This window comes from Leisingera sp. ANG1, from assembly GCF_000203975.2.
Lineage (GTDB): Bacteria > Pseudomonadota > Alphaproteobacteria > Rhodobacterales > Rhodobacteraceae > Leisingera.
Map to the genome: position 1 here is coordinate 150,363 of NZ_AFCF02000007.1, position 25,018 is coordinate 175,380.

Annotated in this window: 19 protein-coding genes; 13 read left to right on the forward strand and 6 right to left on the reverse strand. The window is 65.9% G+C overall.

Annotated features, from left to right (window positions below):
* Positions 1-130 precede the first annotated feature (130 nt).
* The 3 genes from GC1_RS12490 to GC1_RS12500 form a co-directional block, all read right to left on the reverse strand.
* Complete coding sequence (locus GC1_RS12490; protein ID WP_019295021.1) at positions 131-979, reverse strand: 2-keto-4-pentenoate hydratase; 849 nt, start codon at positions 977-979, stop codon at positions 131-133.
* Between the two features lie 28 nt (positions 980-1,007).
* Positions 1,008-3,029, reverse strand: coding sequence for a penicillin-binding protein 1C (gene pbpC, locus GC1_RS12495; RefSeq protein WP_019295022.1), 2,022 nt, complete (start codon positions 3,027-3,029; stop codon positions 1,008-1,010).
* 122 nt (positions 3,030-3,151) lie between these two features.
* Positions 3,152-8,602 carry an MG2 domain-containing protein gene (locus tag GC1_RS12500; RefSeq protein ID WP_019295023.1) on the reverse strand — a complete coding sequence of 1,817 codons (5,451 nt, stop codon included), beginning with the start codon at positions 8,600-8,602 and terminating at the stop codon, positions 3,152-3,154.
* 150 nt (positions 8,603-8,752) lie between these two features.
* Between GC1_RS12500 and GC1_RS12505 the strand changes: the two genes are divergently transcribed.
* Positions 8,753-11,119, forward strand: a complete 2,367-nt coding sequence (locus GC1_RS12505) for a response regulator (RefSeq protein ID WP_019295024.1) — start codon at positions 8,753-8,755, stop codon at positions 11,117-11,119.
* Between the two features lie 292 nt (positions 11,120-11,411).
* Here the strand turns inward: GC1_RS12505 and yaaA are convergent, their stop codons facing one another.
* From yaaA to GC1_RS12520, 3 genes are all read right to left on the reverse strand, one after another.
* Positions 11,412-12,176: a peroxide stress protein YaaA gene (gene yaaA / locus GC1_RS12510; protein ID WP_019295025.1), complete on the reverse strand. Its 765-nt coding sequence runs from the start codon at positions 12,174-12,176 to the stop codon at positions 11,412-11,414.
* A gap of 29 nt (positions 12,177-12,205) precedes the next feature.
* Positions 12,206-14,263: a DNA helicase RecQ gene (recQ, locus tag GC1_RS12515; protein WP_019295026.1), complete on the reverse strand. Its 2,058-nt coding sequence runs from the start codon at positions 14,261-14,263 to the stop codon at positions 12,206-12,208.
* A 125-nt stretch (positions 14,264-14,388) separates the two neighbouring features.
* The gene (locus GC1_RS12520; RefSeq protein ID WP_019295027.1) at positions 14,389-14,676 is read right to left on the reverse strand and encodes a YggT family protein; all 288 of its coding nucleotides are present in this window, start codon (positions 14,674-14,676) and stop codon (positions 14,389-14,391) included.
* Between the two features lie 133 nt (positions 14,677-14,809).
* Between GC1_RS12520 and GC1_RS12525 the strand changes: the two genes are divergently transcribed.
* The 12 genes from GC1_RS12525 to GC1_RS12580 all read left to right on the forward strand — a co-directional run bounded on the left by GC1_RS12525 (position 14,810) and on the right by GC1_RS12580 (position 24,897).
* Entirely contained in the window at positions 14,810-15,358 is a 549-nt protein-coding gene (locus tag GC1_RS12525; protein WP_019295028.1) for an acyl-CoA thioesterase, read from the forward strand.
* Entirely contained in the window at positions 15,304-16,773 is a 1,470-nt protein-coding gene (locus tag GC1_RS12530; RefSeq protein WP_337589020.1) for an MFS transporter, read from the forward strand. Before GC1_RS12525 ends, GC1_RS12530 begins: the two co-directional genes overlap by 55 nt.
* Entirely contained in the window at positions 16,770-17,639 is an 870-nt protein-coding gene (gene mepA, locus GC1_RS12535; RefSeq protein ID WP_019295030.1) for a penicillin-insensitive murein endopeptidase, read from the forward strand. The genes GC1_RS12530 and mepA overlap by 4 nt, the downstream gene beginning before the upstream one ends.
* Positions 17,612-18,523, forward strand: a complete 912-nt coding sequence (locus GC1_RS12540; RefSeq protein WP_019295031.1) for an esterase-like activity of phytase family protein — start codon at positions 17,612-17,614, stop codon at positions 18,521-18,523. The genes mepA and GC1_RS12540 overlap by 28 nt, the downstream gene beginning before the upstream one ends.
* A gap of 175 nt (positions 18,524-18,698) precedes the next feature.
* The gene (locus GC1_RS12545; protein WP_019295032.1) at positions 18,699-19,334 is read left to right on the forward strand and encodes a queuosine precursor transporter; all 636 of its coding nucleotides are present in this window, start codon (positions 18,699-18,701) and stop codon (positions 19,332-19,334) included.
* 263 nt (positions 19,335-19,597) lie between these two features.
* A complete protein-coding gene (gene arfB / locus GC1_RS12550) occupies positions 19,598-20,017 on the forward strand; it encodes an alternative ribosome rescue aminoacyl-tRNA hydrolase ArfB (RefSeq protein ID WP_019295033.1) in 420 nt (139 codons plus the stop codon).
* A 76-nt stretch (positions 20,018-20,093) separates the two neighbouring features.
* Positions 20,094-20,840: an SDR family oxidoreductase gene (locus GC1_RS12555; RefSeq protein ID WP_019295034.1), complete on the forward strand. Its 747-nt coding sequence runs from the start codon at positions 20,094-20,096 to the stop codon at positions 20,838-20,840.
* A complete protein-coding gene (locus GC1_RS12560) occupies positions 20,837-21,190 on the forward strand; it encodes a cupin domain-containing protein (RefSeq protein WP_019295035.1) in 354 nt (117 codons plus the stop codon). The genes GC1_RS12555 and GC1_RS12560 overlap by 4 nt, the downstream gene beginning before the upstream one ends.
* Before the next feature lie 82 nt (positions 21,191-21,272).
* The gene (locus tag GC1_RS12565; RefSeq protein WP_019295036.1) at positions 21,273-22,295 is read left to right on the forward strand and encodes a P1 family peptidase; all 1,023 of its coding nucleotides are present in this window, start codon (positions 21,273-21,275) and stop codon (positions 22,293-22,295) included.
* 110 nt (positions 22,296-22,405) lie between these two features.
* Positions 22,406-22,867, forward strand: coding sequence for a c-type cytochrome (locus tag GC1_RS12570; RefSeq protein WP_019295037.1), 462 nt, complete (start codon positions 22,406-22,408; stop codon positions 22,865-22,867).
* A gap of 152 nt (positions 22,868-23,019) precedes the next feature.
* Positions 23,020-23,562, forward strand: a complete 543-nt coding sequence (idi, locus tag GC1_RS12575) for an isopentenyl-diphosphate Delta-isomerase (RefSeq protein WP_019295038.1) — start codon at positions 23,020-23,022, stop codon at positions 23,560-23,562.
* Positions 23,563-23,640: 78 nt separating this feature from the next.
* Positions 23,641-24,897, forward strand: coding sequence for a flavin-dependent oxidoreductase (locus GC1_RS12580; RefSeq protein WP_029204697.1), 1,257 nt, complete (start codon positions 23,641-23,643; stop codon positions 24,895-24,897).
* The last annotated feature ends 121 nt before the right edge of the window (positions 24,898-25,018 follow it).

Consider the following 25,018-nt stretch of genomic DNA (forward strand, 5'->3'; position numbering starts at 1 on the left):
GGCTCTCCCGCCTTTCGCAGGTTTTCTGGCAAAAACCCGCGAGCGTTGGGCCAAGCGCCGCGCCAAAGGCGCGGCGCGGGTCGCTTCGGGCACAGCCCGAAGCGAAACACCTCATCCCAACGGCAGCGGATTATTCCGGGAAAAACACCTCAACAACCGGGTCACCCGGCAGGCCCTGATAGGTCACGCTGACCCCGCCCTTGGTCTTTTGCGGCGGAAACAGCGGACCGAAGGAGCCGACGGAAATCAAGTCTCCGGATTTGAACACCACCCCCTTGGAGCGCAGCCACAGGGCGGCATTGACCGGGTTGCCCAGTACCGCCCTGCCCGGCGCCTGAACCAGAATGCCGCCCGCCGCATCGCGCATTGTGACCGACATCTCCTCCAGCATCCGGGCCATTGCTGCCGGGTCCTCCACCGGAAGTGGCGCGCCGAGGACGCCGAGACGGGTACCAACCCCCATTGCGGTGATCGTCTCAGCCGTGAAGGGCTGGTCCTTGGCAAGCGTCAGGTCGGGCAGTTCGATAAAGGGGCGGATGGCGGAGATATGGGCGAGGGCTTCCGCAGGCGTTGTGGCACCGTTGATCGCTTCGTCCGCAACCACCAGCACGAGGTCCGCCTCCACCATCGGGATGGCACCCCAGGGGGCGTCAAGAGTGGCACCGTCTTCCAGCATCATGTTTTGATAAAGCACCCCTTGCACAGGCTCGGTGGCTCCGAAGAGGTCCTGCGCCGGCTTGCTGGTGAGGCCTGCCTTGTAGCCGACAACAGGTCCCATAATTGGTTCCATGGCTAGAGCCAATTTGGCTTGAGAGCAGAGCGCGTCCTGCATGCTGCCGCCGGGGGACAGCGCCCGTGCCGGAGTCTTGGCCAGGTAGCTTTCTGTGAAGGCAGAGATTTCTGCATCCGTGGCGCAGGCGGCTATGGCCGCAGGAGCCGTCAGGGCCAGGGTGCAGGCGGCGAGCAGGGGTTTCAGCATGCAAAGGACCTCGCAGGAATGCAGGGGATTAATCGATCCGCAGGTTAACCCGGTCGGAGCGGCCCGTACCATCGACAATCACCAGCGAGGAGAAGCCGGGGCCGGGGCTGGGCAGGGAGAACTCGCGGCGGCGCTGGCCGGAGAGCACCGGCAGACCGTTGGCCAGCACCAGAAAGGGCGCAGTGCCGCCGCGGAGTTTGAGGGTGAGGTCAGCACCCGCAAGCTCAAGCCTTGCGCCTTCGGGCGGGAAGATCAGTTCGGGCGCGTCTGCCGGTTCAGAGAAGGCGGCATCGCGGGGGCGGAAGCGCTGCAAGGGCCGCGGCAATTCAGCGGAGCTGACGATCAGCGTGGCGGGAGGCGGCGGCAGCAGCGGGTCCAGCGCGGGTTTCAGACGCCCGAAGGCTTCAAACAGCACCGGCGCGGCCAGGTCACCGCCGAAGATGCCGGGCACCGGCGTGCCATCAGCGCGGCCCATCCAGACGCCGATCACATGGCGCCCGTCCCAGCCGATTGCCCAGGCATCGCGGTGGCCGTAGGACGTGCCGGTTTTATAGGCGATGGTGCCGGCCCGCGCGCCTGCGGGCACCGGCAGGCCGCGCAGGATGTCTGCCACCTGCCAGGCGGCCTCGGGCGAGGCGAGGCGGCCTGCGGGCTGCGGCGCCTCGCCCTGCATCACACGCAGGCGCGGCCCCTGCCCGCCTGCCGCCAGCCCGGCGTAAAGCTGCACCATGTCCTGCAGGCTGATACCCAGGCCGCCAAGCGACAGCGCCAGCCCCGGCGCGCCGCCGGGCAGCTCAGGCTTGGCACCGACGGCCCGCAGCGAGGCCATCACCCGCGCCGGGCCAAGTTCCTGCGTCAGTTTCACCACGGGGATGTTGAGGGACAGATGCAGCGCTTCGCGCACGGTTATGTCGCCGCGGAATTCGCCGTCGAAGTTCTGCGGCGCGTAGCCTGCGAAATTGACCGGGCCGTCATGGATCAGGGTTTCCGGATGCGCCAGCCCCTGGTCAAAGGCGAGGCCGTAAATCAGCGGTTTCAGTGTGGAGCCGGGAGAGCGGATCGCCTGGGTCATGTCGACAAAGCCGCGCCGACTTGTATCCGAGTAACCAGGTGAGCCGACCATCGCCAAAACTTCTCCGGTCTGGTGGTCAGCGGCGATGAGCGCGGCGGAGAGGCGCGGGTCTGAGCTGCGCACGGCTTCACCCAGCAGGGTTTCCATCCGGGATTGCACTGCGCCGTCGAGTGTGAGGCGCAGCTGGCGTTTGCCGGGATGCTGCGCCGCGACCCGGTCCGACAGATGCGGCGCGAGGCGCGGGAAGGCGGCCATCTTGTAAGGCAGTACGGTCTGGCGGCCGGCAGCGGCCTGTTCTGCACTGAGGATGCCTTGGGCTTCCATGCGCTTCAGCACCCGGTCACGGGCATCGCTGGCAGCCTGGGGGAAACGGTCGGGGCGGCGGCGTTCGGGACTCTGCGGCAGGGCGACCAGCAGCGCGGCCTCGGCGGGCGTCAGCCGCTTTGGTTCCTTGCCGAACCAGCTGTAGGTTGCCGCGCGGATGCCCTCTGCCGCGCCGCCATAGGGGGCGTGGGTCAGATATAGGGTGAGGATTTCGTCCTTGCTCAGGCGGCGTTCCAGCGCCAGCGCCACCCGCATCTGGCGCAGTTTGCCAGCCCAGCGGCCGGTGGTCCCGTCCTCCAAAAGGCGCGCGACCTGCATGGTGAGGGTGGAGCCGCCGGAGACAGTGCGCCCGTTCCACAGCACCTGGCCTGCGGCGCGCAGGAGGGCGATGGGATCAACGCCGGCATGGGACCGGAAGCGTTTGTCCTCGTAGCGCAGGAGCATGTCCAGAAAGCGCGGATCGACGTCCTGCGGCTGGACAGCGAGGCGCCAGAGGCCGGTGCCAACCGGGTAGGCGCGCAAGAGTTTGTCTTGGCGGTCGCGGACTTCGGTGGAGGTTTCGGTGAGGGTGAGCGGCAGGTTTGTGCGGTCGATCCAAGTGTCGAAGGCGCGATAGGCGGCGAACGTCACTGCAATCAGGACTGCTAGGACCAAGGCGCTCCATTTTTGCCACTTGCCTGGCCGATAGGTCGGGCATCGCCCGTCCGCCCCCCCGGGCGGGCGATACTCGCCCCCCCGCGGACGGGCGATGCCCTCAGTTTTTTTGTGCCAACGTATCACCTGACTTCCACACGCCCTGCCGCCGTACGGGCGCGGTAGGCCGGGCGGTACATGTCCTCGACCGAGGCCGCCGGATGGTGGAACACGCCGGATGTCACTGCACGAACCACATAGGCCAGCGTCACCGCCGAAGCGTCGCGCACATTCACCGCCGCCAGGAAGCGGTCGCTGCGGAACTCGGCGTGTTCCGCCTCAGCCGGGTTCAGCCAGTCGAGATCGCGCAGATCGCCGGAGCGCAGGAGGTTGGGGTTGTCGATCTCAAATCCCGCAGGCAGCGGGTCGTTGATCATCAGCCGGGCGCCGGTTTTCTCATGCGGCGTCACCCGCAGGACGGCGACAAAGCGGGCGCCTGCTTGCACGGACTGCACCTCCAACGGCTGCCCCTCCAGCGTGAAGTAGCTGCGCTCGATGGTGTAGCCGAAGCCGCCCGCGGCCGGCGGAACCTCTGGCACGCCAAGGGTGGTGAGGGTTATTTCAGCTGTTTTGCCGCTGGCGGCGGTCAGTGCCAGTTCCGGCACGTCCTGACCGTCAGCCGCCTGCACAAACGGGCCCTGGACCGGCTGGCCGTTCACGAGCAGACCTGAGTCCTCGGGATTCTGCGCCAGCGCACGGGCGGCCATCAGGGTCCACGCGGATTCTTGGGTGGAGCGATAGCCGCTGGCGTTTGAAAGCCGCGCGGACAGGCCGGCGCGGTCCACGGCCTTTGATCCGGCTTCCGCCGCCAGAGCCAGAACGCCCGCGGTGTCGCGCAGGCGGGTGCCGAAATCGGCGCGCCAGAGGCGGGCTTCACCCTGGCTCTCGGCACCGATCATCTGCGCTGCGCGGGCGAACATCCGGTCAGCGCGGCGCTGGTCGCCATAGGCCGCAAGGGCTGCTCCTAATTGGGCAGCGGCGAGGGGGGTGGCGAAACCCTCCCCCTTCACATCGGCATAGTAGCGCAGGTCGCCCATCTGGGCCGCGCCCTCCCGCGCCAGCACCAGGAGGGCATAGGCGATCTCCTCGCCGCCGATGTCGAAATCGGCAGCATAGTTGATGCGGTTGCGCAGGTTGTCCATGGCCTGGGCAAAGGCCTGTTGCGGCACCTCATAGCCTTGCGCACGGGCGCGGCTGAGGAAGTCGCTGGCATAGGCATCCAGCCAGAACTCGCCGCTGTCCGCACGCCAGAGGCCGAAGGCGCCGGAGGGGGCCTGGCGGGTCAGCACCTGGCGGATGGCGGCATTGATGCGGGCATCCACCGCGGGGCCGTCACCCAGTCCCGCCGCCTGCGCGACGGAGCTGAGGTAGAGGAGCGGCAGCGCCTTGGACGTGACCTGCTCGGTGCAGCCGTAGGAGTACTGGTCCAGCTCCGCCAAGAGGCCCGGCACGTCGAACTTGGCGAGCGGGCCGGAGGAGATGGTGGCCCGGGCGGTGCCGGGGCGGAGGCCTGTGAAGACGTCCTTGCTGAACAGGAAGGTGTCACCGGCTGCGAGGGTGAAACGGCGGGTTTCCGAGGTCACCGGATCATTGGCACGGACGGGCATCCGCAGGTCTTGCCGCAGCTCCTGCCCGTCCGGCGTGGTGAGGGTGAGGGTCAGCGCGTGGTCGCCCACGGTTTCAGCGGTGACGGGGAGTTCCAGCACTGCCTTGCCCTGATCTGCCAGAGTGACGGAGGTTGGCAGGCTGCCGAGCGTCAGGCCGCCGGCGGTGGCTGCCGTCAGCTGCATGTCTCCGGCGGGGCCGTCTGCGTGGACGATTTCAATGCGGGCGCGGCTTTGATCGCCCGGCGCCAGGAAGCGAGGCAGCGAGGCAGTGACTACCACCGGGTCGCGCACCAGCATGTCGGCCTCCGCCTGTCCCACAGCCTTGCCCGACCAGGCGACCGCCATCAGCCGCACGGTGCCGTTGAAGGCGGGGAGCGTCAGGGGGAATACGGCCTCGCCATTGGCGTCCACTTTCAGCGGGCCGGAGAACAGCGCCACAAGGTCCTGCGTTGGCGGCGGCGATTGCATTTTCATGCCGCTGTCCGCATCACCGCCGGAGCGGATCCGTCCCATCGCACCGTTGCCGGGGTCAATGAGGCGGCCGTAGACGTCGCGCAGCTCCATCCCCAGGCGGCGCTGGCCGTAGTAATGCGCGCTGGGATCGGGGCTGGTGAAGCCGGTGAGGTTGAGGATGCCGAGGTCGACGGCGGCTACCGTCAGCCAGACCTCCTCGCCCTCAGCCGCGCCGTCCACGCGGAGTTTTGCCACTTGGGTGCCGCGCGGGCGGACAACGTCGGGGACGTCAATCGCGACCTGCAGCTGCTGGCCGGGCTGGGTGACGCTGGCATGGGCCAGGCCCAGCGCGCGCAGCGGGGTGCGGCCACGGTCGCCAGCCACGGGCTGGATCACGGTGGCGGTCACATAGGCGCCGCTGCCCCAATCCTGCGTGACCTCCAGCGGGATCATGGTTTCGCCTGCCGGGACCTCCACCGCGATGCGGTGGACCAGGTGGTTGGAGACCACCGAAATCAGCGCCGTGCCCGCGGCCTGCGGCACGATGCGCAGGCGGGCGGTGTCGCCGGGGGCATAGCTTTCGCTATCCAGCGACAGCTCCAGCCGGGCGGGGGTCTCGGTGCTGCCCTCGGGCGCGTACCAGCCGGCATAGAAGTCATAGGCGGCGGAGGCATAGGCGCCGTCAAGACGCTCCACCACCAGCTCATAGCGGCCCCAGTCAACGGGCTGGGAGAGCGCAAGCGGATCGCTGCCCAGCTGCGCCTCGCCGGTGGCGATACGGGTGCGGCGGGTGATCGGCTCCCAGTTCCAGTTGCCGTAGAGCTGATACCATTGATAGCGGGTTTCGACCCGGTTCAGGGTCCATTTCACGCGCATCGGCATCGGGGTCAGGTCCGGGGCCAGGGCGATGAGTTCGAAGCCTGCCTCAGAGCCTTCTGCCGCGACCTCGTCAAACATGGGTTTGATGCCAAGGACCGGACCAGCGGGGCGGACCGGCAACTCCAGCGTGCGCTCCACGGGGCGCGCGGCACCATCGGCAACGCGGGTGGTGAGGGTTGCCAGCAGAGGCTTGCCCTCTGCGGGGGTCGCGGCGGGGAGGCTGGCCGGAAAAGTCGCACTGCCGTCGGCTCCGGTCTCCTGGCCGCCGAAATATTCGGTTTGGGCAGAAGACGCCTCATCATAGCGGCCAAAGCGGAAGCCGGGCCATTGATCCAGTGTGTTTGCGGCGGTGAGGCGGAGGCTGCCCTCCACCTTCAGGCCCGCGCCCGGCGCGCCGAACAGGTAGTCGGCTTGCAGATCAATCTGGGCTGCACCGCCCGGCTGGAGGGCATCTGCATTGGCGACCTTCTGGGTAAAGTCGATGCGCTCAGGCAGAAAATCCTCAACCAGGATCTGGCGGCTGGCCAGCGCCGGGGCCTTGAGGTCGCTCTTGATCTCGATCCGCCAGGTGCCGCGCGGGGCGGCGGGGCCGGTGGCAAGGGCAAAGACATGGCCGCCCTGATGGCCTGCGGCGGAGGTCTGGCGGGTGTATTCCACGCCGTCCGGGCGCAAAAGGATTGCGGTGAGCGGCAAGCCGTCGATGGCCTGCGCATTGCTGTCGCGGGCCAGCGCGGTCGCATGCACGGTTTCCCCGGCGCGGAAGGCGCCGCGGGTGGTCGCCAGGAACACATCCACCGGCCCCGGGGCGGGACGGCCCGAAACGCCGCGGTCGGAGAGGTCAAAGGCGGCATCATTGAGGGGCAGGAAGGTGAAATCCCCCTCCCCTGCCCGCGCGGTGATCAGCGCCGGTGCCGCGCCGCTGGTGCCGCGGGTGAGGCCTGGGGCAAAATGCACATATCCGCTGGCGTCGCTGCTGGCGGTCGCCAGAACCTCATTGGCGGCGGAGATCAGGCTGACCTCGGCATCCGCCTGCGGTTTGGCATCGCGCAGCCCCTGCACCTGCACATGCAGCCCGTCGCTACCGGACATGGTGCTGAGGCCGAGGCCGGTCAGCACAAACCACTGGGTGGCGCCTGCATCGTCATAAGGATCAGCGCCCGGCACCCGGGCGGTGAGCGCGTAAAGCCCCGGCTTCTTCTGCCCAGTCAGCGCATCTTCCAGTGGCAGGCGGCTGGTCATCACCTGATTGATGGCGGTGTCAACGCTGGCACTGCCGGTCCAGATTTCCTCGGCAATATCCGAGGCAAAATGCTCATCCTCCCACTGGGAGAGCGGCTTGGCGAAATAGCCCTCCTGCAGGGTGCGCAGCACGTTGCGGCTGCTGACCCGGCGCATGCGCAGGTCGAGGTCCGTGACATTCACAGTTTCCACCGGCAGCGCCGCCTGACCGCCTGCGGGCAGCACATAGGCGCGGCCCGGGAAGCGGACCTGCGGGGAGCGGTCGCGGACATAGTGGGTCAGCTCCACGTCCTTCAGAAGCTGCTCGCCGCTGGCGGCGGGCAAGCCGCGGCGCAGGGTGATGCGGTAGCGCTTGCCGTGCTCCACCCCGTCCACACACAGCTGGCGGCCCTGAGCGGTAACGGCAAGATTGCCCTCAGGTAGACGGACATAGTTTTCGTAGTCGGTGCCAGCCTGTTCCAGATCTTCGGAAAACTCGGCACAGATGCGCGGTGCGGCGCTGTCGCTTTCGACGGTGCTGGAGGTGACTCGGAAGCCGTATTTCCGGATTGCATGGTTCAGCAGCTCGGCGTTGGCCTTGAGAGGAATGATCTCCTCCGCCAGATGCAGGAGCGGCAGCATATCCCGCCCGCGGCCCAGTGATTCCACCGACTCAGCTGCCTGGCGCAGCGCCTGGGCCTGCGCCTCGGGTGCCTCTGTCCGCAGGTAGCCGTTCAGCGCCGCGGAATAAGCCTGCACACGGTAACGGCGCTGCTGGCTGCGGCTGTTGCTGTCCTTGGCGGCACGCAGCAAATATCCTGAAAATTGGGTCCAATCCGCAGCCTCATCGCTCAGCACCGCGGCCTGCGCCATCCAGCGCAGCGCAGCCAGCGACTCGCCATCCCGAAGCAGGGTGCGGGCAGCGGTGCGGGCCTCATCCGCGTTATTGGTTTCCAGCGGGTAGTCCAGTCCCATAGTGCGGGCTAATCCGGCGGCGCGCTGCAGTTCCTGATCCGACAGGAAATCCAGCCGCGCGACGCGCGATGCTGCGGAGGCGGCCAGCCCGGGCGCGGCGGGCTGTTTCACCGCTGACAGGGCCCCCGCATAAGGGCTGGATTGTCCCAGCGCGGATTTGGGGAAACAGGCGTTTGCCCGTTGATTGAACACGAATCCAGCGCAGTCCGCCTGCGCTGAGCAAGCCCGGGCGCAGGACGCGGCATCGGTGTCAAACAGCGGCTGCAGGTCGGATCCGAAGAAATCGGTATCCGCGTAAGCCTGGTAACGAAACTCGGGAACCGCCTGCTGCGCCTGGGCAGCCGGCAGAAACACAACAAAAGCAATGAAATAGAGAAAAGCAGAAGCAAACAGACGCGGCATGGCACCCTCCAATACTGGGGGCAGGCTGGCACGGGCTTAACGTCATAGCAAGATTCCTCCGCGTAACAAAAAGGGAGAGCAGCGCCGCTGCCCTGCGCGCAGAAATTGCTGGGCGCTATTTTGTGCTGATGGATTGCGGAGTTTGCAGGGATGAGCCTTGCTGACAAACTGGCGGAGGAACGGCGGGCAAGGCTCGCCGCCGAACGGCTGCTTGAGCTGAAGCAAGCCGAGCTGTCCGCTGCCAACCGCAAACTGGGCCGCCACGCGCTGGCGCTGACCAAGCAGATCGGCCAGACCCAGGCCGAGGTCGCCACCGTGCGTGACGAAAACGCCAAGGTGAAATCCGACCTCCATACCGCCAACGAGAAGATCGAGACCGCCGAACGGCGGCTGTGGCATTCGATCCAGGCGTTTCAGGACGGGTTTGCCTTCTTTGACGCGGCGGGCCATCTGATCGGCGCCAACACGGCTTACCTCAACATCTTTGACGGGCTGGAAGAGGTCACGCCGGGCATCACCTACGCGCGGATCCTGGAGCTGCTGATCGAAGAGGGGCTGATCAGCACCGGCAGCATGAAGGCCGGCGACTGGCATGCGATGATGACAGAGCGCTGGAAGTCCGATTCCCCGGAACCGGTTGTGGTCCAGCTCTGGGATGAGCGTTACTTGCGGCTGATTGACCAGCGCGGCCATGGCGGTGATGTGGTGACGCTGGCGCTCGATATCACCTCAACCGTGCGTTATGAGCAGGAACTGCAGGATGCCCGCGCCCGGGCCGAGGCGGCAAACCGCGCCAAATCCGCCTTCCTCGCCAATATGAGCCACGAGATCCGCACCCCGATGAACGGCGTGGTCGGCATGGCAGAACTTCTGAACGACACCGAACTGGACGATGAGCAGCGGCTTTATGCCAAGACCATCAAGAATTCGGGCGAGGCGCTGCTGGTCATTATCAATGACGTTCTGGATTACTCCAAGATCGAGGCCGACAAGCTGGAGTTGCACCCGCAGGAGTTCGACCTGGAGCGCAGCCTGCATGAGGTGGTGATGCTGCTGCAGCCCACCGCCCGCGACAAGGGGCTGGCGCTGCTGGTGGATTACGACCTGTTCCTGCCCACCCGCTTCACCGGCGACCCGGGCCGCATCCGGCAGGTGCTGACGAACCTGGCCGGCAATGCGGTGAAATTCACCAAGACGGGCCATGTCACTCTGCGGGTGACCGGCATCACCTCCCCCGAAGACGGCCAATGCGCGGTGCATGTCACTATCGAGGATACCGGCATCGGCATCCCTGCCGACAAAATCGAGCATGTGTTCGGCGAATTCAACCAGGTCGAGGACGAGCGCAACCGCAAGTTCGAGGGCACCGGCCTGGGGCTGGCGATCTCCAAACGCCTGATCGAGATGATGGGCGGCGAGATCTGGGTCGACAGCGAAGAGGGCAAGGGATCCTGCTTTGGCTTCCGGGTGCCGCTGCCGGTGACAGGCCCGGCTGAGCAGGCGCTGCCGAAACTGCCCGGCAGCCTGCGCCATGTGCTGCTGGTGGATGATGTGCCGCTGAACTGCGAGATCCTGCAGAAGCACCTGCAGATGCTGGGGCTGCAGGTGACAACGGCCGGCACTGCCGCCGAGGCGCTGGCGGCGATGCAGGGCGGCATCAGCCTGGTGCTGAGCGGCCATAACCTGCCTGGTTTGGACGGCTTGCAGCTGGCCCGCGACCTCAGGGCTTACGGCTGGGACCGGGTGCCGGTGCTGCTTCTGAACTCCAGCCCGCATGCTGCCATCGGGCCTGATGTGCGGCAGCTGGTCAGCGGCGTGCTGCAAAGCCCCGCACCGCGCAGCGATCTGTTCAGCCAGCTGGCCCGGATCGGCAGTGACGCCGCGGCTCCGGCCCCGGTTCCCGCCGCGCCTGCTCCAGCGGCGCCTGCTCCAGCGGCGCCTGCTTCAATAGCCCCCGCTGCTGCTCCTGCGGCACCGGCTGCGGTGCCGGCTCCCTCACCCGTGCCTCCTGCACCTGCTGCGGCGGTGCCTGTACAACCTGCTGTCCCTGCTGCCGCTGCCCCGCCTGCAGCCCCTGTCGTGCGCAAGATGCGGGTGCTGGCGGCGGAGGACAACAAGACCAACCAGCTGGTGTTCCGCAAGATCGTGAAGGAGCTGAACATCGAGCTGCAGTTCGCCGGCAACGGGCTGGAGGCGGTGGAGGCGTTCAAGACCTTCCGCCCTGACCTGATCTTCATGGACATCTCGATGCCGGTGATGGACGGCAAGGAAGCCACGATGGAAATCCGCAGGCTGGAAGCCGGGACTGGCACCCATGTGCCGATGGTGGCGCTGACAGCACATGCAATGGCGGGCGATTCCGAGGGTATTCTGGCCGCCGGGCTGGACCATTACCTGACCAAACCGCTGCGCAAGGCGCTGATCCACGACCAGATCCGCAGTCATGCGCCTGCAGGCGTTCAACCGGTGGAGGCTGATGGTCCGCCTGCCCAGGCTGCCGCGGGCGGCGCACCCTAAGCAGGCCCCGGGGCCCTATTGCCAGCCGCTTTCTGCCCGCGTCCCAAGGCCCGGTGGGCAAGGCTTTGGGTCCGCCACAAGCAGCTGAGGCTGCGGCCGTCACAATCTGATCCTGTCTTGACGCGCCGGAACACCCGACGGTTCTCCCGCCCCCGCGGGCGCACCGGCTGCGCCGGAGACGCCCTTATGCGGCCTTGGGCCCGGCTGCGCGCGTTCCGCGCGCTGCCGGGCCCAACCGGAACGGTGCATTCTTTGAATGTGCCAGAGCGGGCGGGAGCCTCCCCGCTCTCACTCAGGATTTGCGCAGGAAGACAGGCTTGTCCGGCTCCGACATCTGCGGCTGGTAGGCATAGCCGCCGGCATCGAAGTCCTTGAGGCTTTCGCTATCCGTCAGCCGGCGCTGGATGATATAGCGCGCCATCGCTCCGCGGGCGCGCTTGGCGTAGAAGCTGACCACCTTGGGGGTGCCGTTCTTGTCTTCCATGAACACCGGGGTGACCACCCGCAGCTTCAGCGCCGCCAGATCCACCGCACCGAAATATTCCTGGCTGGCGCAGTTCACCAGCACCTCTGCGCCAACGGCCTCTGCCTGCGCGTTCAACGCCTCGGATATTTGCCTGCCCCAGAATTCATAGAGGTTCTTGCCGCGCGGGTTCTTCAGCCGCGAGCCCATCTCCAGCCGGTAGGGCTGCATCGCGTCCAGCGGGCGCAGCACGCCGTAAAGGCCTGACAGAATGCGGAAATGCTCCTGCGCCCAAGCCATTTCATCCGTGTCCAGCGAGGATGCCTCCAGCCCCTGGTAGGTGTCGCCGGCAAAGGCCAGCGCCGCCGGGCGGGTCGCATCCGTTTTCGGGTCGGCGGCAAACTCCTGGAACCGGGCATGGTTCAGCTTGGCCAGATCCTCGCTGATGTGCATCAGCTTCATCAGGTCTGCCACGGATTGTTCGCGCGCCACATCCGCCAATTCCACCGCGTCGTCATGCAGCGCGGGCCAGGTCATCTCCTGATCCCGTTCCGCCCAGTCCAGCTTCTTGGCCGGAGAGGTTACTACCAGCATATCTGCCCCCTTCCGCTCTTGGCGCGACCCTAGCCCGCGCCGCGCAGGACGTCCAGAAATGCCGAGGCGAAACGTTCGGCGCGGCGCTCTCCTAACAGCCTTGTGATGCCGGCCTCGTCGCCAGCACGCAGCTGCGCCACCTTGGCCAGCAGCGACGCCGAACAGCTGAGCGGCTTCAGCGTGCCGCATGCACCGCGGGTGAGCTGTGCCTGCGCTTCCAGCAGCCCGTCAAAAACGGAACCGGAGTCCCGGCCCGCCAGCTTGCGCCGTGCCGGATGCAGCTGCTCAACCGCACCGGTGATCACGCCCAGGAAATCATCGCCGTAGCGTTCCAGCTTCTTGGCGCCAACGCCATTGATGCGCGCCATCTGGTCGAGGGTTTCCGGGCGCAGCTCGGCCATCTCGATCAGGGTGCGGTCGGGGAAGATCACATAGGCCGGCACTTTCTGCGCCTCGGCCAGCGCGCGGCGCTTGGCCTTGAGCGCCGAGAGCAGCGGGGCGTCCTCCTCGGAGACCAGCGCCTTGACCGCCGGGCGGCGGTCTGCGGATTTGATGGTGTCGCGGCGCAGCTCAATGGACTGCTCACCGCGCAGGATCGGCAGCGCCGCTTCGGTGAACCGCAGGGCGCCGTGGCGTTCCGGGTCCGGGCGCAGCAGGTCATGGCCCATCATCTGCCGGAACACCGCCTGCCACTGGCGCTTGCCAAATTCCTTGCCGCAGCCGTAGACCGACAGTTCGTCATGGCGCTTGGCGCGGATCCGCTCGTTGTCGGCACCCAGAAGGATGTCAATCAGATGGCCGGAGCCGAACCATTCCTCTGTCCTGAGCACCGCCGACAGCGCCTTTCGCACCACTGTGGTGCCGTCGAACACATCAGCGGGCGTGTCGCAGAGGTCGCAGTTGCCGCAAGGCTCTGCCTCTTCGCCGAAGTAGCCCAGCAGTTTCTGGCGGCGGCAGTGCAACGCCTCGGCCAGCCCCAGCAGCGCATTGAGCCGCGCATGGTCGGCGGCGCGGCGTTCGGGCGGGGCGAGGCCCTCGTCGATCTGGGCGCGGCGCAGGCGGATGTCGTCGGGGCCGAACAGGGTCAGGGTTTCGGCCGGCGCGCCGTCGCGGCCCGCGCGGCCGATTTCCTGGTAGTAGGCCTCTATGGATTTCGGCAAGTCGGCATGGGCGACCCAGCGAATGTCGGGCTTGTCGATGCCCATGCCGAAGGCAACCGTTGCGACCACGATCAGACCGTCCTCGCGGGCAAAGCGGGTCTCGACGATGCGGCGGTCCTCAGCCTCCATGCCGCCGTGGTAGAAACAGGCGGAATGGCCTGCTTCGCGCAGCGCAGCAGACAGCGCTTCGGTTTTGGCGCGGGTGCCGCAGTAGACGATGCCGGACTGGCCCTTGCGGGCGGCGGCGAACTCCAGGATCTGGCGGCGCGGGCTGTCCTTGGCCCCGAAGGCGAGGTGAATGTTAGGCCGGTCAAAGCCGCGCAGGAAACTGCGGGGGGCCTCGCCGTCGAAGAGTTTCTGGACGATTTCTTCCTGGGTTTCCTGGTCTGCTGTTGCAGTGAAGGCGGCCAGCGGCACGTCCAGGGCGCGGCGCAGCTCGCCGATGCGCAGGTAGTCGGGGCGGAAGTCATGGCCCCACTGGCTGACGCAATGGGCCTCGTCCACCGCAATCAGGCTGACGCCGATGCGGCGCAGCATCCCCATGGCGGCACCGGAGGCGAGGCGTTCGGGGGCCATGTAGAGGAGCTTGAGCCGCCCGGCCTCGATTGCCTCCCAGACCTGTTCGGTCTCTTCATCGGTGTTGCCGGAGGTAAGCGCACCGGCGTTGACTCCGGCCTCCTGCAACGCGCGGACCTGGTCGCGCATCAGCGCAATCAGCGGGGAAATCACCACGGTGATTCCGTCGCGCAGCAGCGCGGGCAGCTGGAAGCACAGCGACTTGCCGCCGCCGGTGGGCATGATCGCCAGCACGTTTTCCCCGGCGGTCACGGCGTCGACGATCTCCTCCTGCCCCGGGCGGAAGGCGTCAAAGCCGAAAATCTCGCGCAGAATGGGAGTCGCGCCGCTGAGGGCGGTCATATCCGTCATGGGGGCGGAGGGCCTCGTGGTCAGTGCTGCTCTTCTTTGGCAGGCACAATCCCACAGGAGGCATGAGGCGGCAAGGCCCGCAGGTAAAAAGCCCGGCAGGAAACGCCGGGCCGGAGATTTTCAGATCAGTAGAACGCCGAGACGTTGTTCACCAGGATGATGCGCAGCGCATAGACGCCGATCAGCACCGCCAGCGGCGCCAGATCAATGCCGCCCATGTTGGGCAGGATGCGGCGCACCGGCGCGTAAAGCGGCTCCAGGATCCGGTTCAGGCCGTACCAAATCTGCCCCACCAGCTGCTGGTGAAGGTTCAGGACCTGGAAGTTGATCAGCCAGCTCATGATCACATGGGCAATGATGAAGAACCAGACCACGTCCAGGATCAGCATCAGGATTTGGAACAGCGAGACCATCGGTATTTCCCTCTTTCGAACAGCCTCACAGGTAAGCAGACGCAGCGAAATGCGCAAGGCTTCCGCGAGGTTGCGGTTGACGCCCTGTAAACGGGTGGCATCACGGGCACATGCCATCAAGGAGCGCGCGCCGATGTACCCGATATTCCGCCTGATCAAGGATACCGTTCTGGCCAGCCGGATGGAGCCGCTGCCGATCACTGGGATGCATGTCTCGCACCACATCTGCTGGCCTTGGGACCTGGACATGTGGATGGAGCTGAACAACGGCCGCACCATGACGCTGTATGACCTGGGGCGCACTATGCTGGCGCAGCGGGTGGGGCTGATCAAGGCGCTCCGGCAGAAACGCTGGGGGCTGACAGTGGCAGGGTCCTCCGTCCGCTACCGCCGCCGCATCCGCGGCTTCGAGAAGTTCGAGATGCGCAGCCGCACCGCGGGCTGGGATGAAAAGTTCATCTATGTCGAGCAATCCATGTGGAAGAAAAACGGCGACTGCGCCAGCCATGTGATGTTGCGCACGGCGGTGACGGACAAGCACGGTATCGTGCCGCCCGGGAAGGTTCTGGAGGCGCTGGGACAGGACACGGAAGCCTCGCCCGAGCTGCCTGGCTGGATCAGGGACTGGTGCGCGGCGGATGGCGGCCGGCCCTGGCCGCCAATGCAGGACGGGCTTGCCTAGGCCCCTGCCCGCCTGCCATACCTGAAGGCAACAAGAATAAGAGGCCGGGTATGCAGCAGGTGTCCACGCGCAAGCGGATCTGGGGGTGGTGGTTCTTTGACTGGGCCAGCCAGCCTTATCAGACCCTGCTCGTCACCTTTGTGTTCAGCCCGTTCTTTGCCGCCGTGGCCGCCGAGTATTTCATGGGCCAGGGATTGGACAGCGAGGGCGCCAAGGCGCAGGCGCAGACCGTGTGGTCGATGTGCCTGACCATAACCGGGCTGATCATCGGCTTCGGGGCGCCGTTCCTGGGGGCGCTGGCGGATATCACCGGCAGGCGGTTGCCCTGGATCATGATGTTTTCGCTGATGTATCTGATCGGCGCCTGGGGGCTGTGGTACATGGACCCGGGCGGCAGCAACCTGTGGTGGATGCTGGTCAGTTTCGGCTTTGGTTTCATCGGCGCCGAATTTGCCCTGATCTTTGTCAATGCGCAGCTGCCGACACTGGCAAGCCGCGAGGACGTGGGCGACATCTCCGGCTCCGGTTTTGCCTTTGGCTATCTGGGCGGGGTGATCGCACTGTTCATCATGCTCTTGCTGTTTGTGGAACAGGGCACCGGCAAAACGCTCATTGGCCTCAGCCCGGCACTGGGCCTGAATGCGGAGGCCAAGGAAGGCACCCGCGCCGTCGGCCCCTTCACCGCAATCTGGTTTGCCGTCTTCATGATCCCTTACTTCCTTTGGGTGAAGGACCGCGGCGCGACAGGGCGCAAGGCCAGCCTGGGCAAGGCCTGGCAGATGGTGGTCAAGCTGGTCTCCGGCCTGCGCAGCCGGCTGAGCCTGGCAAGCTACCTCGGCTCCTCGATGCTGTACCGGGATGCGCTGAACGGGCTCTACGGTTTTGGTGGCGTCTATGCCAAGCTGGTGCTGGGCTGGGAAATCACCCAGATCGGCATCTTCGGCATTGTCGCCGCCTTCGCCGCCACGGTGTTCAGCTGGCTCGGCGGCAAGGCCGACCGGCGGTTCGGACCCAAGCCGGTGATCATCACCTCGATCCTGATCCTGTCTTTCGTTTGCCTGATCATCGTCTCCATGTCCCGGCACCAGATATTCGGCGTTGCGCTGGCGGAGGGTTCTACCCTGCCGGACACGGTATTCTTTGGCTGCGGTATGCTGATCGGCGGTTTCGGCGGCATCCTGCAGGCGGCCAGCCGCAGCCTGATGGTGCGCCACACCAGCCCCAAGGACGCGACTGAGAGCTTTGGCCTTTATGGCCTGTCAGGGCGCGCCACCGCGTTTCTGGCGCCGATGCTGATCGGCGTTGCAACAACTGTCACCGGCAGCGCCCGGCTGGGTATCACCCCGGTCATCGGCCTGTTTCTGATCGGATTGGTATTGTTATTCTGGGTTCAAGGAGAAGGAGATCAGGGTTGAGACTGTTACTTGCCATCTGTCTGGCGGTTGCGGGACTGAGTGTTCCGGCAAGCGCGCAGACCCCCGCCAAGGCGCTGTTTGGGGCCAAGCCCAGCGCTTCACAGCAAAAACCGGCGCCGTTCGGCTCCTACGCCAAGGGCTGCGTGGCCGGCGCCGCGCAGCTGCCCGAGACCGGACCCACCTGGCAGGCGATGCGCCTCAGCCGCAACCGCAACTGGGGGCATCCAGCGGCTATTGATTTTGTGAAAGACCTGAGCCGCGTCGCCGCCAGGCAGCGCGGCTGGAAGGGACTATATATCGGTGACATCAGCCAGCCGCGCGGCGGGCCGATGCTGTCGGGCCACCGCAGCCATCAGATCGGGCTGGACATCGACATCTGGATGCGCCCGCCCGACCGGCTGAACCTCAGCCCCAGCGCGCGGGAGAACATCTCTTCGATCTCCATGCGCCGCGCCAAGGGCGCCTATGTGAACGCGAGCTGGAGCCGCGCCCATCACGAGATCTTGAAGGCGGCGGCACAGGACAAGCGGGTGGCGCGGATTTTCGTGTTTCCCGGCGCCAAGGTGCAGATGTGCAATGACGAGAAGGGAGACCGCCGCTGGCTGCGCAAGATCCGGCCCTGGTGGGGCCACCACTACCACTTCCATGTGCGGCTGGCCTGCCCTCGGGGCGCCCGCGGCTGTGTCGATCAGGCGGCCCCGCCCAAGGGTGACGGCTGCGCCGATGCGCAGCAGTGGGTGAACAACATTCTGAACCCGCCGCCGCCGAAACCGGTTGACCCGAACGCGCCAAAGCCTAAACCACGGCGGGACTACACCCTTTCGGACCTGCCCCAGCAATGCGCCGCCGTTCTGCAATCAAACTGATCCTGGCTGTTGCCGCTGCCGCCGGACTGGCGGCAGCAGGCTATGCCGCCAGCCGGCCGCTAGCGGCGGACAGCACCGCACAGTATCTGGGCAGCTATACCTGGACGTTGAAAAAGCCCTGGTTCGGCGGCTTCTCGGCGCTGAAGATCACCGATGGCGGCCGCGCCATGGTGGTGCTGAGCGACCGGGCGACACTGGTCACGACGGACATTCAGCGCAAGGGCGGCCGGATCTCCGGCATTACGGCCCGAACCGCGCACCGGCTGCGCGCCTCCACCGGCAAGACACTGCGCGGCTTTGCCGGCGACAGCGAGGGTCTGGCCATTGCGCCGGACGGCAGCCGCTACATCTCCTTTGAGGGTGCGGCGCGGGTCGCCCGATACCGCCGCCCGGACAGCCGCGCCAAGGTGCTTCCGCGGCCCAAGGGGTTCCGCAAGCTGCCGCCCAACAAGTCACTGGAGACCCTGGCGATCAATGCCCGCGGGCACCTCTACACGCTGCCGGAACGGGCCTATGACAAACACGGACAGATCCCGGTCTGGCGCTGGAACGGGCGGCGCTGGAGCCGGCCCTTCAGCCTGCCGCCGCGCGGCGGGTTCCTGCCGGTGGATGCGGATTTCGGCCCCGACGGGCGGTTCTACCTCCTGGAGCGCGATCTGACCCTGCTGGGCTTCCGCTCCCGGCTGCGCCGCTGGGACATCACCGACAGCGGTCTGGAGAATGAAACCGTGCTGCTGCAAACCGGCCCCGGTACTCATGACAACCTTGAAGGCCTGTCGGTCTGGACCGATGCAAGCGGCCGGATGCGCGCCACCATGGTATCCGACGATAACTTCCTGCCGGTGCAGCGCACCGAGCTGGTGGAGTACGCCCTGCCCCGCTGACGCAGCACACCCGCGCCGCGCCCAACCGCAAGGGGGCCTTTGCAGAAGGCACACGGCGCGGGCGGGAGCCTCCCCCGGGTGCGGAAACCTTGCGAAACCGGCACAGGCAGTCTAAGGGATCCGGTCTTTTGCTGCGGAGCCCTCTCTGCGGCCCCGAAACAAACGGATCCTGCGCATGACCCGCTCGCATATTCCCGGCATTCTTGCCATGGCCGCCGTGGTGGTGGCCTCCAACGTCCTGGTGCAATTCCTGTTCGGCAACTGGCTGACCTGGGGCGCCTTCACCTATCCGGTGGCTTTCCTGGTCACCGATGTGATGAACCGCGTCTACGGCGCTGCCGCCGCGCGCAAGGTCGTGGTGGCGGGCTTTATCACCGGGGTAATCTGCTCGCTGATCGGCACGCAGATCATGCTGCAGGGCGATGGCTTCACTTACCCGGCGGTGACCCTGCGCATTGCGCTTGGCTCCGGCCTCGCCTTCCTGACCGCGCAGATGCTGGACGTTGCCATCTTCTCTGCACTGCGCGAGGGGAAATGGTGGCGGGCGCCGCTGGCCTCCACCCTGATCGGCTCCTCGGTGGACACCGCGATCTTCTTCACTGTTGCCTTCTCCGTCTCGCTCGCCTGGATCGAACCGGCCAATGACGTATCCTGGGCGGGCGACATGCTGCCTCTGATCGGACAGGGGCCGGTGGTGCCCTACTGGGTCTCGCTGGCCTTCGCCGACTGGCTGGTGAAACTGTCGCTGGCGCTGCTCGCGCTTGTGCCCTTCCGCATCATCGTGCGTAAGCTCTCCGCAAAGACCACATGATTTTGTTTTGACATCTGCCGAATCTGTGGCAGGCTGGGCTTACACGAAACATCAGAAAGGAGGTGCCCATTGTCTAGAGAAGCTATGGAGAGCAGTGCCGGAACAGTTCAGAAGGAGTGCGGCCGAGGCAGCCCTTGGTACGTATAGATCACTGAATTGGTGCTGACCTAACCGGTGCACCTCCTATCATCTCGAAGGGCTGTTCCCCGCGTGTGGAACAGCCCTTTCGATTTTAAGATCCCCTTCCGCAAACCACCCAAGCCATGATCCGCATCAACGACCAGATTACCCTGCAAGACTGGGAAATGACCGAGAGCTTCATCCGCGCCTCGGGTCCCGGCGGGCAGAATGTGAACAAGGTGGCGACCGCCGTTGAGCTGCGGTTCGAGGCCGAGCGCTCGCCTGCGTTGGCGCCCCCGGTCAAATCGCGGCTGAAACGGCTGGCCGGGCGGCGCTGGACCAAGGACGGCGCCATCATCCTGCAATGCGACGAAACGCGGTCCCAGCAAAGGAACCGCGAGATCGTGCGCGAGCGGCTGGCGGAGCTGGTGCGCAAGGCGCTGGTGGCGCCGAAGCGGCGGATCGCCACCAAACCGACCCGCGGCTCAGTCCGGCGGCGGCTGGACGCCAAGAAGCAGCGCGGCGAATTGAAAGCGACGCGCGGTAAGATCGACCCGGATTGACCCAGCCCCGCTTCCGGGGATTGCACCTGCTCTCCTCTCCGCCCATGCTGGCGCCAAACAATGCGGGAGGGAAATCATGCGGCTGGACGGAAAGACCGCCATCGTGACGGGCGGCGCCTCGGGCTTTGGCGCGGGCATTGTGCGCAAGTTCCTGGCAGAAGGCGCGCGGGTGATGATCGCAGACATCAATGGTGCGGCAGCAGAGGCAATGGCAGCGGAGCTGGGCAGCAATGCGATTGCGCAGACCGTGGATGTCTCTGATGGCGCGTCTGTCAACGCGATGGCAGAGGCAGCGCTGGCGCATTTCGGGCAGCTGGATATCCTGGTGAACAACGCAGGCGTCACTCACCTGCCCAGCCCCCTGGAGGAGATCAGCGAGGCGGATTTCGACCGGGTGCTGGGCGTCAACGTGAAATCGGTCTACCTGACCGCCCGCGCGCTAGTTCCGCATATGAAGGTCAACCAGCGCGGTGCGATCCTGAATGTCGCCTCCACCGCAGGCGTCTCGCCGCGCCCCAACCTCAACTGGTACAACGCCTCCAAGGGCTGGATGATCACCGCCACCAAGACCATGGCAGTGGAACTGGCCCCTCACGGCGTGCGGGTCAATGCAATCAACCCGGTGGCAGGGGAGACGCCGCTGCTGAAGTCCTTCATGGGCGAGGACACCCCGGAGATGCGCGCCAAGTTCCTGTCCACCATCCCGATCGGGCGGTTTTCGACGCCGGAGGACATGGGCAATGCCGCCTGCTTCCTGTGTTCGGACGAGGCCAGCATGGTCACCGGCGTCGCCATGGAAGTAGACGGAGGGCGCTGCATATGAGGCCTGTGAATCTGGCAGAAAAGCTGGCGATGTTCTCCAGCCACTGGGACCCGCATGTGGTGGCGGAATACAACGGCAACGATGTGATGGTGGTGAAGTTTCAGGGCGAATTTCCCTTTCATCATCACCCGGACACCGACGACTTCTTTCTGGTGCTCGAAGGGGAGATGGTCATGGATATCGAGGGTGAGCCGCCCCGGACCGTACGCGCGGGCGAACTGTTCGTGGTCCCAAAGGGCGTCACACACCGCCCCCGCGCCGAACAGGAATGCAAGGTGCTGCTGATAGAGCCGAAGGGTGAGCCGAACACCGGCGATGCGGCAACCGCAGCCCCCAAGCCGCGGATCTGACCCGGCCTTTTCATCTTTCTTCAAATACTCCCGCCGGAGGCCGCGCGCGCCAGCGCGCTCCCCAGATAAAGGACGTCCCGCCATGCTCCCCGGTCTCAGGAACCTGATCACCGACGTGCCCGGCATTCTCGTTGGCAACGCCCAGGATGCGGCATTGAAATCCGGCGCCACGGTGCTGACGGCGGACAAACCCTTCACTGCTTCGGTGCATGTGATGGGCGGTGCGCCGGGCACGCGGGAGACCGATCTGCTGGCGCCGGACAAATCGGTGGCAAAGATCGACGCGCTGGTGCTGTCGGGCGGCTCTGCCTTCGGGCTGGATGCCTGTTCCGGTGTGATGGACGCGCTGCATGAGGCGGACAGAGGCTTTCCGGTCGGCCCGGTGCGGGTGCCGCTGGTGCCGGGGGCCATTCTTTTTGACCTGCTGAACGGCGGGGATAAGGGCTGGGACCAGAACCCCTACCGCGCCCTGGGCCGGGCGGCTTTTGAGGCGGCGGCGGAAGAATTCGAACTTGGCACCGCAGGCGCTGGCACCGGCGCGCTGACGGCGATGCTGAAGGGCGGGTTGGGGTCTGCATCGCTGGTGCTGGACAGCGGAGTCACCGTTGGCGCCCTGGTTGCAGCCAATCCGCTGGGCGCCGTCACCACCCCGGGGGAGCGGCATTTCTGGGCCGCGCCGTTTGAAATCGGCGATGAATTCGGCGGGATCGGGCCTGATACCGCCTCCGGGCTGGGCCGCAGCCAGCAGAGCCGCAAGGTCGAAGCGATCCAGAAACTGAGCGGCGCCCCGCTGCCGCCGGAGGGGGCCAATACCACCATCGCCATCGTTGCCACCGACGCGGCACTCTCCAAGGCGCAATGCCAGCGGCTGGCCACGGCGGCCCATGACGGCATCGGCCGCGCCATCCTGCCTGCCCATTGCCCCGGCGACGGCGATCTGGTCTTTGCCGCCAGCACCGGCGCCAGAGAGCTGGAGGCACCGGACGCGGAACTGGGCCAGTTCTGCCATGCTGCCGCGCTGTGCCTGAGCCGTGCCATCGCACGCGCGGTCTATCTCGCCTGGCCTGAACCAGGCGACCTGCTGCCCTGCTGGGCCGAGCCTTGAAACACCGCAGCTTCCTGCCGGGACTTTGATGCGCGTCAAACTGCCGGTTGACACTGCCGGCTAATAAATCATGAGTCACACCTGCCAACTCATAGACTGGAGCAAGCAATATGAAACCTCTTTTGACTGCCGCCATTTTCGGCCTCCTCGCCGCCCCTGCCTTTGCCGAAGGCGACCCGGCCAAGGGCGAGAAGGGGTTCAACAAGTGCAAGTCGTGCCACATGGTGGTGTCCGACGCGGGCGATGTGATCGTCAAGGGCGGCAAGACCGGCCCGAACCTGTGGGGCCTGGCAGGCCGTCAGGCGGGCACCGTCGATGGCTTCAACTACAGCGATGACCTGGTTGCCGCTGGCGAAGCCGGACTGGTGTGGGACGAAGAGAAATTCGTCGCCTTCGCGGCAGACCCTAAGAAATTCCTGCAGGCTGAAACCGGCGACAGCAAGGCCAAGTCGAAAATGTCGTTCCGCCTGAAGAAGGGCGGCGAGGACATATATGCCTTCCTGGCCAGCAACGGCCCCGCCCCAGCGGAGGAAGCTGCGGCTGAGGAAGGTGCAGAAGCCGCCACCGAATAAGCCCTGAAGCCGTCAAAAACGGCCCTGAAGCCGCGGCATTTTAGCCGCGGCTTTTCGCGTAATTGCTTTCCGTGCCCGCAAACGTTAGCGGTAGTTGCTATACCCGCCGGAATGCGGCAGGCCGCAGAACAGAAAACTGCCACGGACACAGCATGAGCCATATGATCCCCGCCTGGGTGAACGGTGAATTGACCCCGGTCGACAAGCTGGCTGCGCATGAGCGCGGACTGAAGCACAAGGCGGTCTCTGTCTTTGTGGTGAAGGGCGTGGAAATCCTGATGCAGCGCCGGGCGATGGGGAAATACCACACGCCGGGCCTGTGGGCGAACACCTGCTGCACCCACCCGATGTGGGACGAACAGCCCTCGGCCTGTGCCGTGCGGCGCATGAATGAGGAACTGGGGCTGACCGGCCTTTATCCTGAATTCCGCCACCACCTGGAATACCGCGCCGATGTCGGCAACGGGCTGGTCGAGCATGAGGCCGTGGATGTGTTCCTCGCCCATGCCCACCGGCCGCTGCGGATTGCCGCCAACCCGGATGAGGTGATGGAGACCCGCTGGGTCGACTACCACGACCTCTTGGCGGAGGTGAGCCGCCATCCGGAACGCTTCACCCCCTGGCTGAAGATCTACCTGCACAACTACGCCGATGTGATCTTTGGCCCCGACCTGATCATCGCCGGACGGCGCTGACTTCTTTCCTTCCCTGCCTGCTTGCTCCGCCCCGTATGCCGTGGTTATCTGCGCGCAAAACTAGCGAGTATGCTTATCATGCCCATTCTCATCTCTGGCGGTGGAATTGCCGGCCTGACCCTCGGGCTGACGCTGCATCAGATCGGAGTGCCCTTCCGCATCTTCGAGGCCGCGCAGGAGCTGAAGCCGATGGGGGTTGGCATCAACCTGCAGCCCAACGCGGTGCGGGAGCTGTTCGAACTGGGGCTGGAAGCAGAGCTGGACGCCATCGGTGTGCGCACCCGGCAACTGGGGTTTTACAGCAAGCTGGGCAAGACGATCTGGGAAGAGCCCCGCGGCACCGGTGCGGGCTATGCCTGGCCGCAGTATTCGGTGCACCGGGGAGCGCTGCAGATGATGCTCTACCGCGCCCTGGCAGAGCGTGCCGGTGCGGACTGCATTGAGACCGGCGCACGGGCGGCAGGGTTTGAAAACACAAACGAAGGCGCAGCGCTGCTACTGGCGGACGGGCGGCGGTTGGAAGGGTCCCTGGTTGTGGCAGCGGACGGCATCCACTCCGCCCTGCGTGCGCAGATGGCGCCGGATGAGGGCGCGCCGATCTGGAACGGCCGCATCCTGTGGCGGGCCACCACCCAAGCGCCCGCTTTCAAGGGCGGCGCAGCAATGGCAATGATCGGCCACGATCATCTGCGGCTGGTGGCCTATCCGATCTCAGCGCCGGATATTGATGGCCGCGTCACCATGAACTGGATTGCGGAAAAGAGCTTTGATCCCTCCGCCCCTTGGCGCCGGGAGGACTGGAACCGGCCTGCGGACATTCAGGAGTTTCTGCCGGATTTCGAGGATTGGCAGTTCGATTGGATCGACGTGCCGGCCCTGATCCGCGGGGCGGAAGTGGTCTATGAATACCCGATGGTGGACCGCGACCCGCTGGCGCGCTGGACCCAAGGCAACACCACCCTGATGGGCGACGCCGCGCACCCAACCTACCCGGTGGGATCGAACGGCGCCAGCCAGGCCATCGTCGACGCGCGGGTGATCGGCGCGAAACTGCTGGAGCACGGGGTTACTGCCGCGGCGCTCAAGGCCTATGAGGCAGAGGTGCGCCCAGTGACGGCAGCGGTGAGCCTCGCCAACCGCGCGGGCGGCGGGCCGGACGGGGTGCTGCAGCGGGTCGAAGATCTCTGCGGTGGCGACTTTGCTGACATCGGCGAGGTCATCCCCAAGGCTGAGCTGGCCGCCCACGCCGCCAAGTACAAGTCCATTGCGGGCTTCTCCATCAAAGAGCTGAATGCCCGCTCTGCTACCATCCCGGCAGGCGCCCACGTCAGCTAGACCGCACACACAATCCGCTTCTCAGCAAAACGAGAACGCCGCGCAAACCGCGGCGCCTCGCCCAACTGTGAGGCGCATTCTGCAAACGCGGCGGAGCAGGCGGGAGCCCCCTCCCTGCCCC

Bases quoted from the DNA above. Each gene is read 5' to 3' on its own strand.
- GC1_RS12490 (WP_019295021.1), bottom strand. From the start codon at position 979: ATGCTGAAACCCCTGCTCGCCGCCTGCACCCTGGCCCTGACGGCTCCT.
- GC1_RS12500 (WP_019295023.1), bottom strand. From the start codon at position 8,602: ATGCCGCGTCTGTTTGCTTCTGCTTTTCTCTATTTCATTGCTTTTGTT.
- GC1_RS12505 (WP_019295024.1), top strand. From the start codon at position 8,753: ATGAGCCTTGCTGACAAACTGGCGGAGGAACGGCGGGCAAGGCTCGCC.
- yaaA (WP_019295025.1), bottom strand. From the start codon at position 12,176: ATGCTGGTAGTAACCTCTCCGGCCAAGAAGCTGGACTGGGCGGAACGG.
- recQ (WP_019295026.1), bottom strand. From the start codon at position 14,263: ATGACGGATATGACCGCCCTCAGCGGCGCGACTCCCATTCTGCGCGAG.
- GC1_RS12520 (WP_019295027.1), bottom strand. From the start codon at position 14,676: ATGGTCTCGCTGTTCCAAATCCTGATGCTGATCCTGGACGTGGTCTGG.
- GC1_RS12525 (WP_019295028.1), top strand. From the start codon at position 14,810: ATGTACCCGATATTCCGCCTGATCAAGGATACCGTTCTGGCCAGCCGG.
- GC1_RS12540 (WP_019295031.1), top strand. From the start codon at position 17,612: ATGCGCCGCCGTTCTGCAATCAAACTGATCCTGGCTGTTGCCGCTGCC.
- GC1_RS12545 (WP_019295032.1), top strand. From the start codon at position 18,699: ATGACCCGCTCGCATATTCCCGGCATTCTTGCCATGGCCGCCGTGGTG.
- arfB (WP_019295033.1), top strand. From the start codon at position 19,598: ATGATCCGCATCAACGACCAGATTACCCTGCAAGACTGGGAAATGACC.
- GC1_RS12555 (WP_019295034.1), top strand. From the start codon at position 20,094: ATGCGGCTGGACGGAAAGACCGCCATCGTGACGGGCGGCGCCTCGGGC.
- GC1_RS12560 (WP_019295035.1), top strand. From the start codon at position 20,837: ATGAGGCCTGTGAATCTGGCAGAAAAGCTGGCGATGTTCTCCAGCCAC.
- GC1_RS12565 (WP_019295036.1), top strand. From the start codon at position 21,273: ATGCTCCCCGGTCTCAGGAACCTGATCACCGACGTGCCCGGCATTCTC.
- GC1_RS12570 (WP_019295037.1), top strand. From the start codon at position 22,406: ATGAAACCTCTTTTGACTGCCGCCATTTTCGGCCTCCTCGCCGCCCCT.
- idi (WP_019295038.1), top strand. From the start codon at position 23,020: ATGAGCCATATGATCCCCGCCTGGGTGAACGGTGAATTGACCCCGGTC.
- GC1_RS12580 (WP_029204697.1), top strand. From the start codon at position 23,641: ATGCCCATTCTCATCTCTGGCGGTGGAATTGCCGGCCTGACCCTCGGG.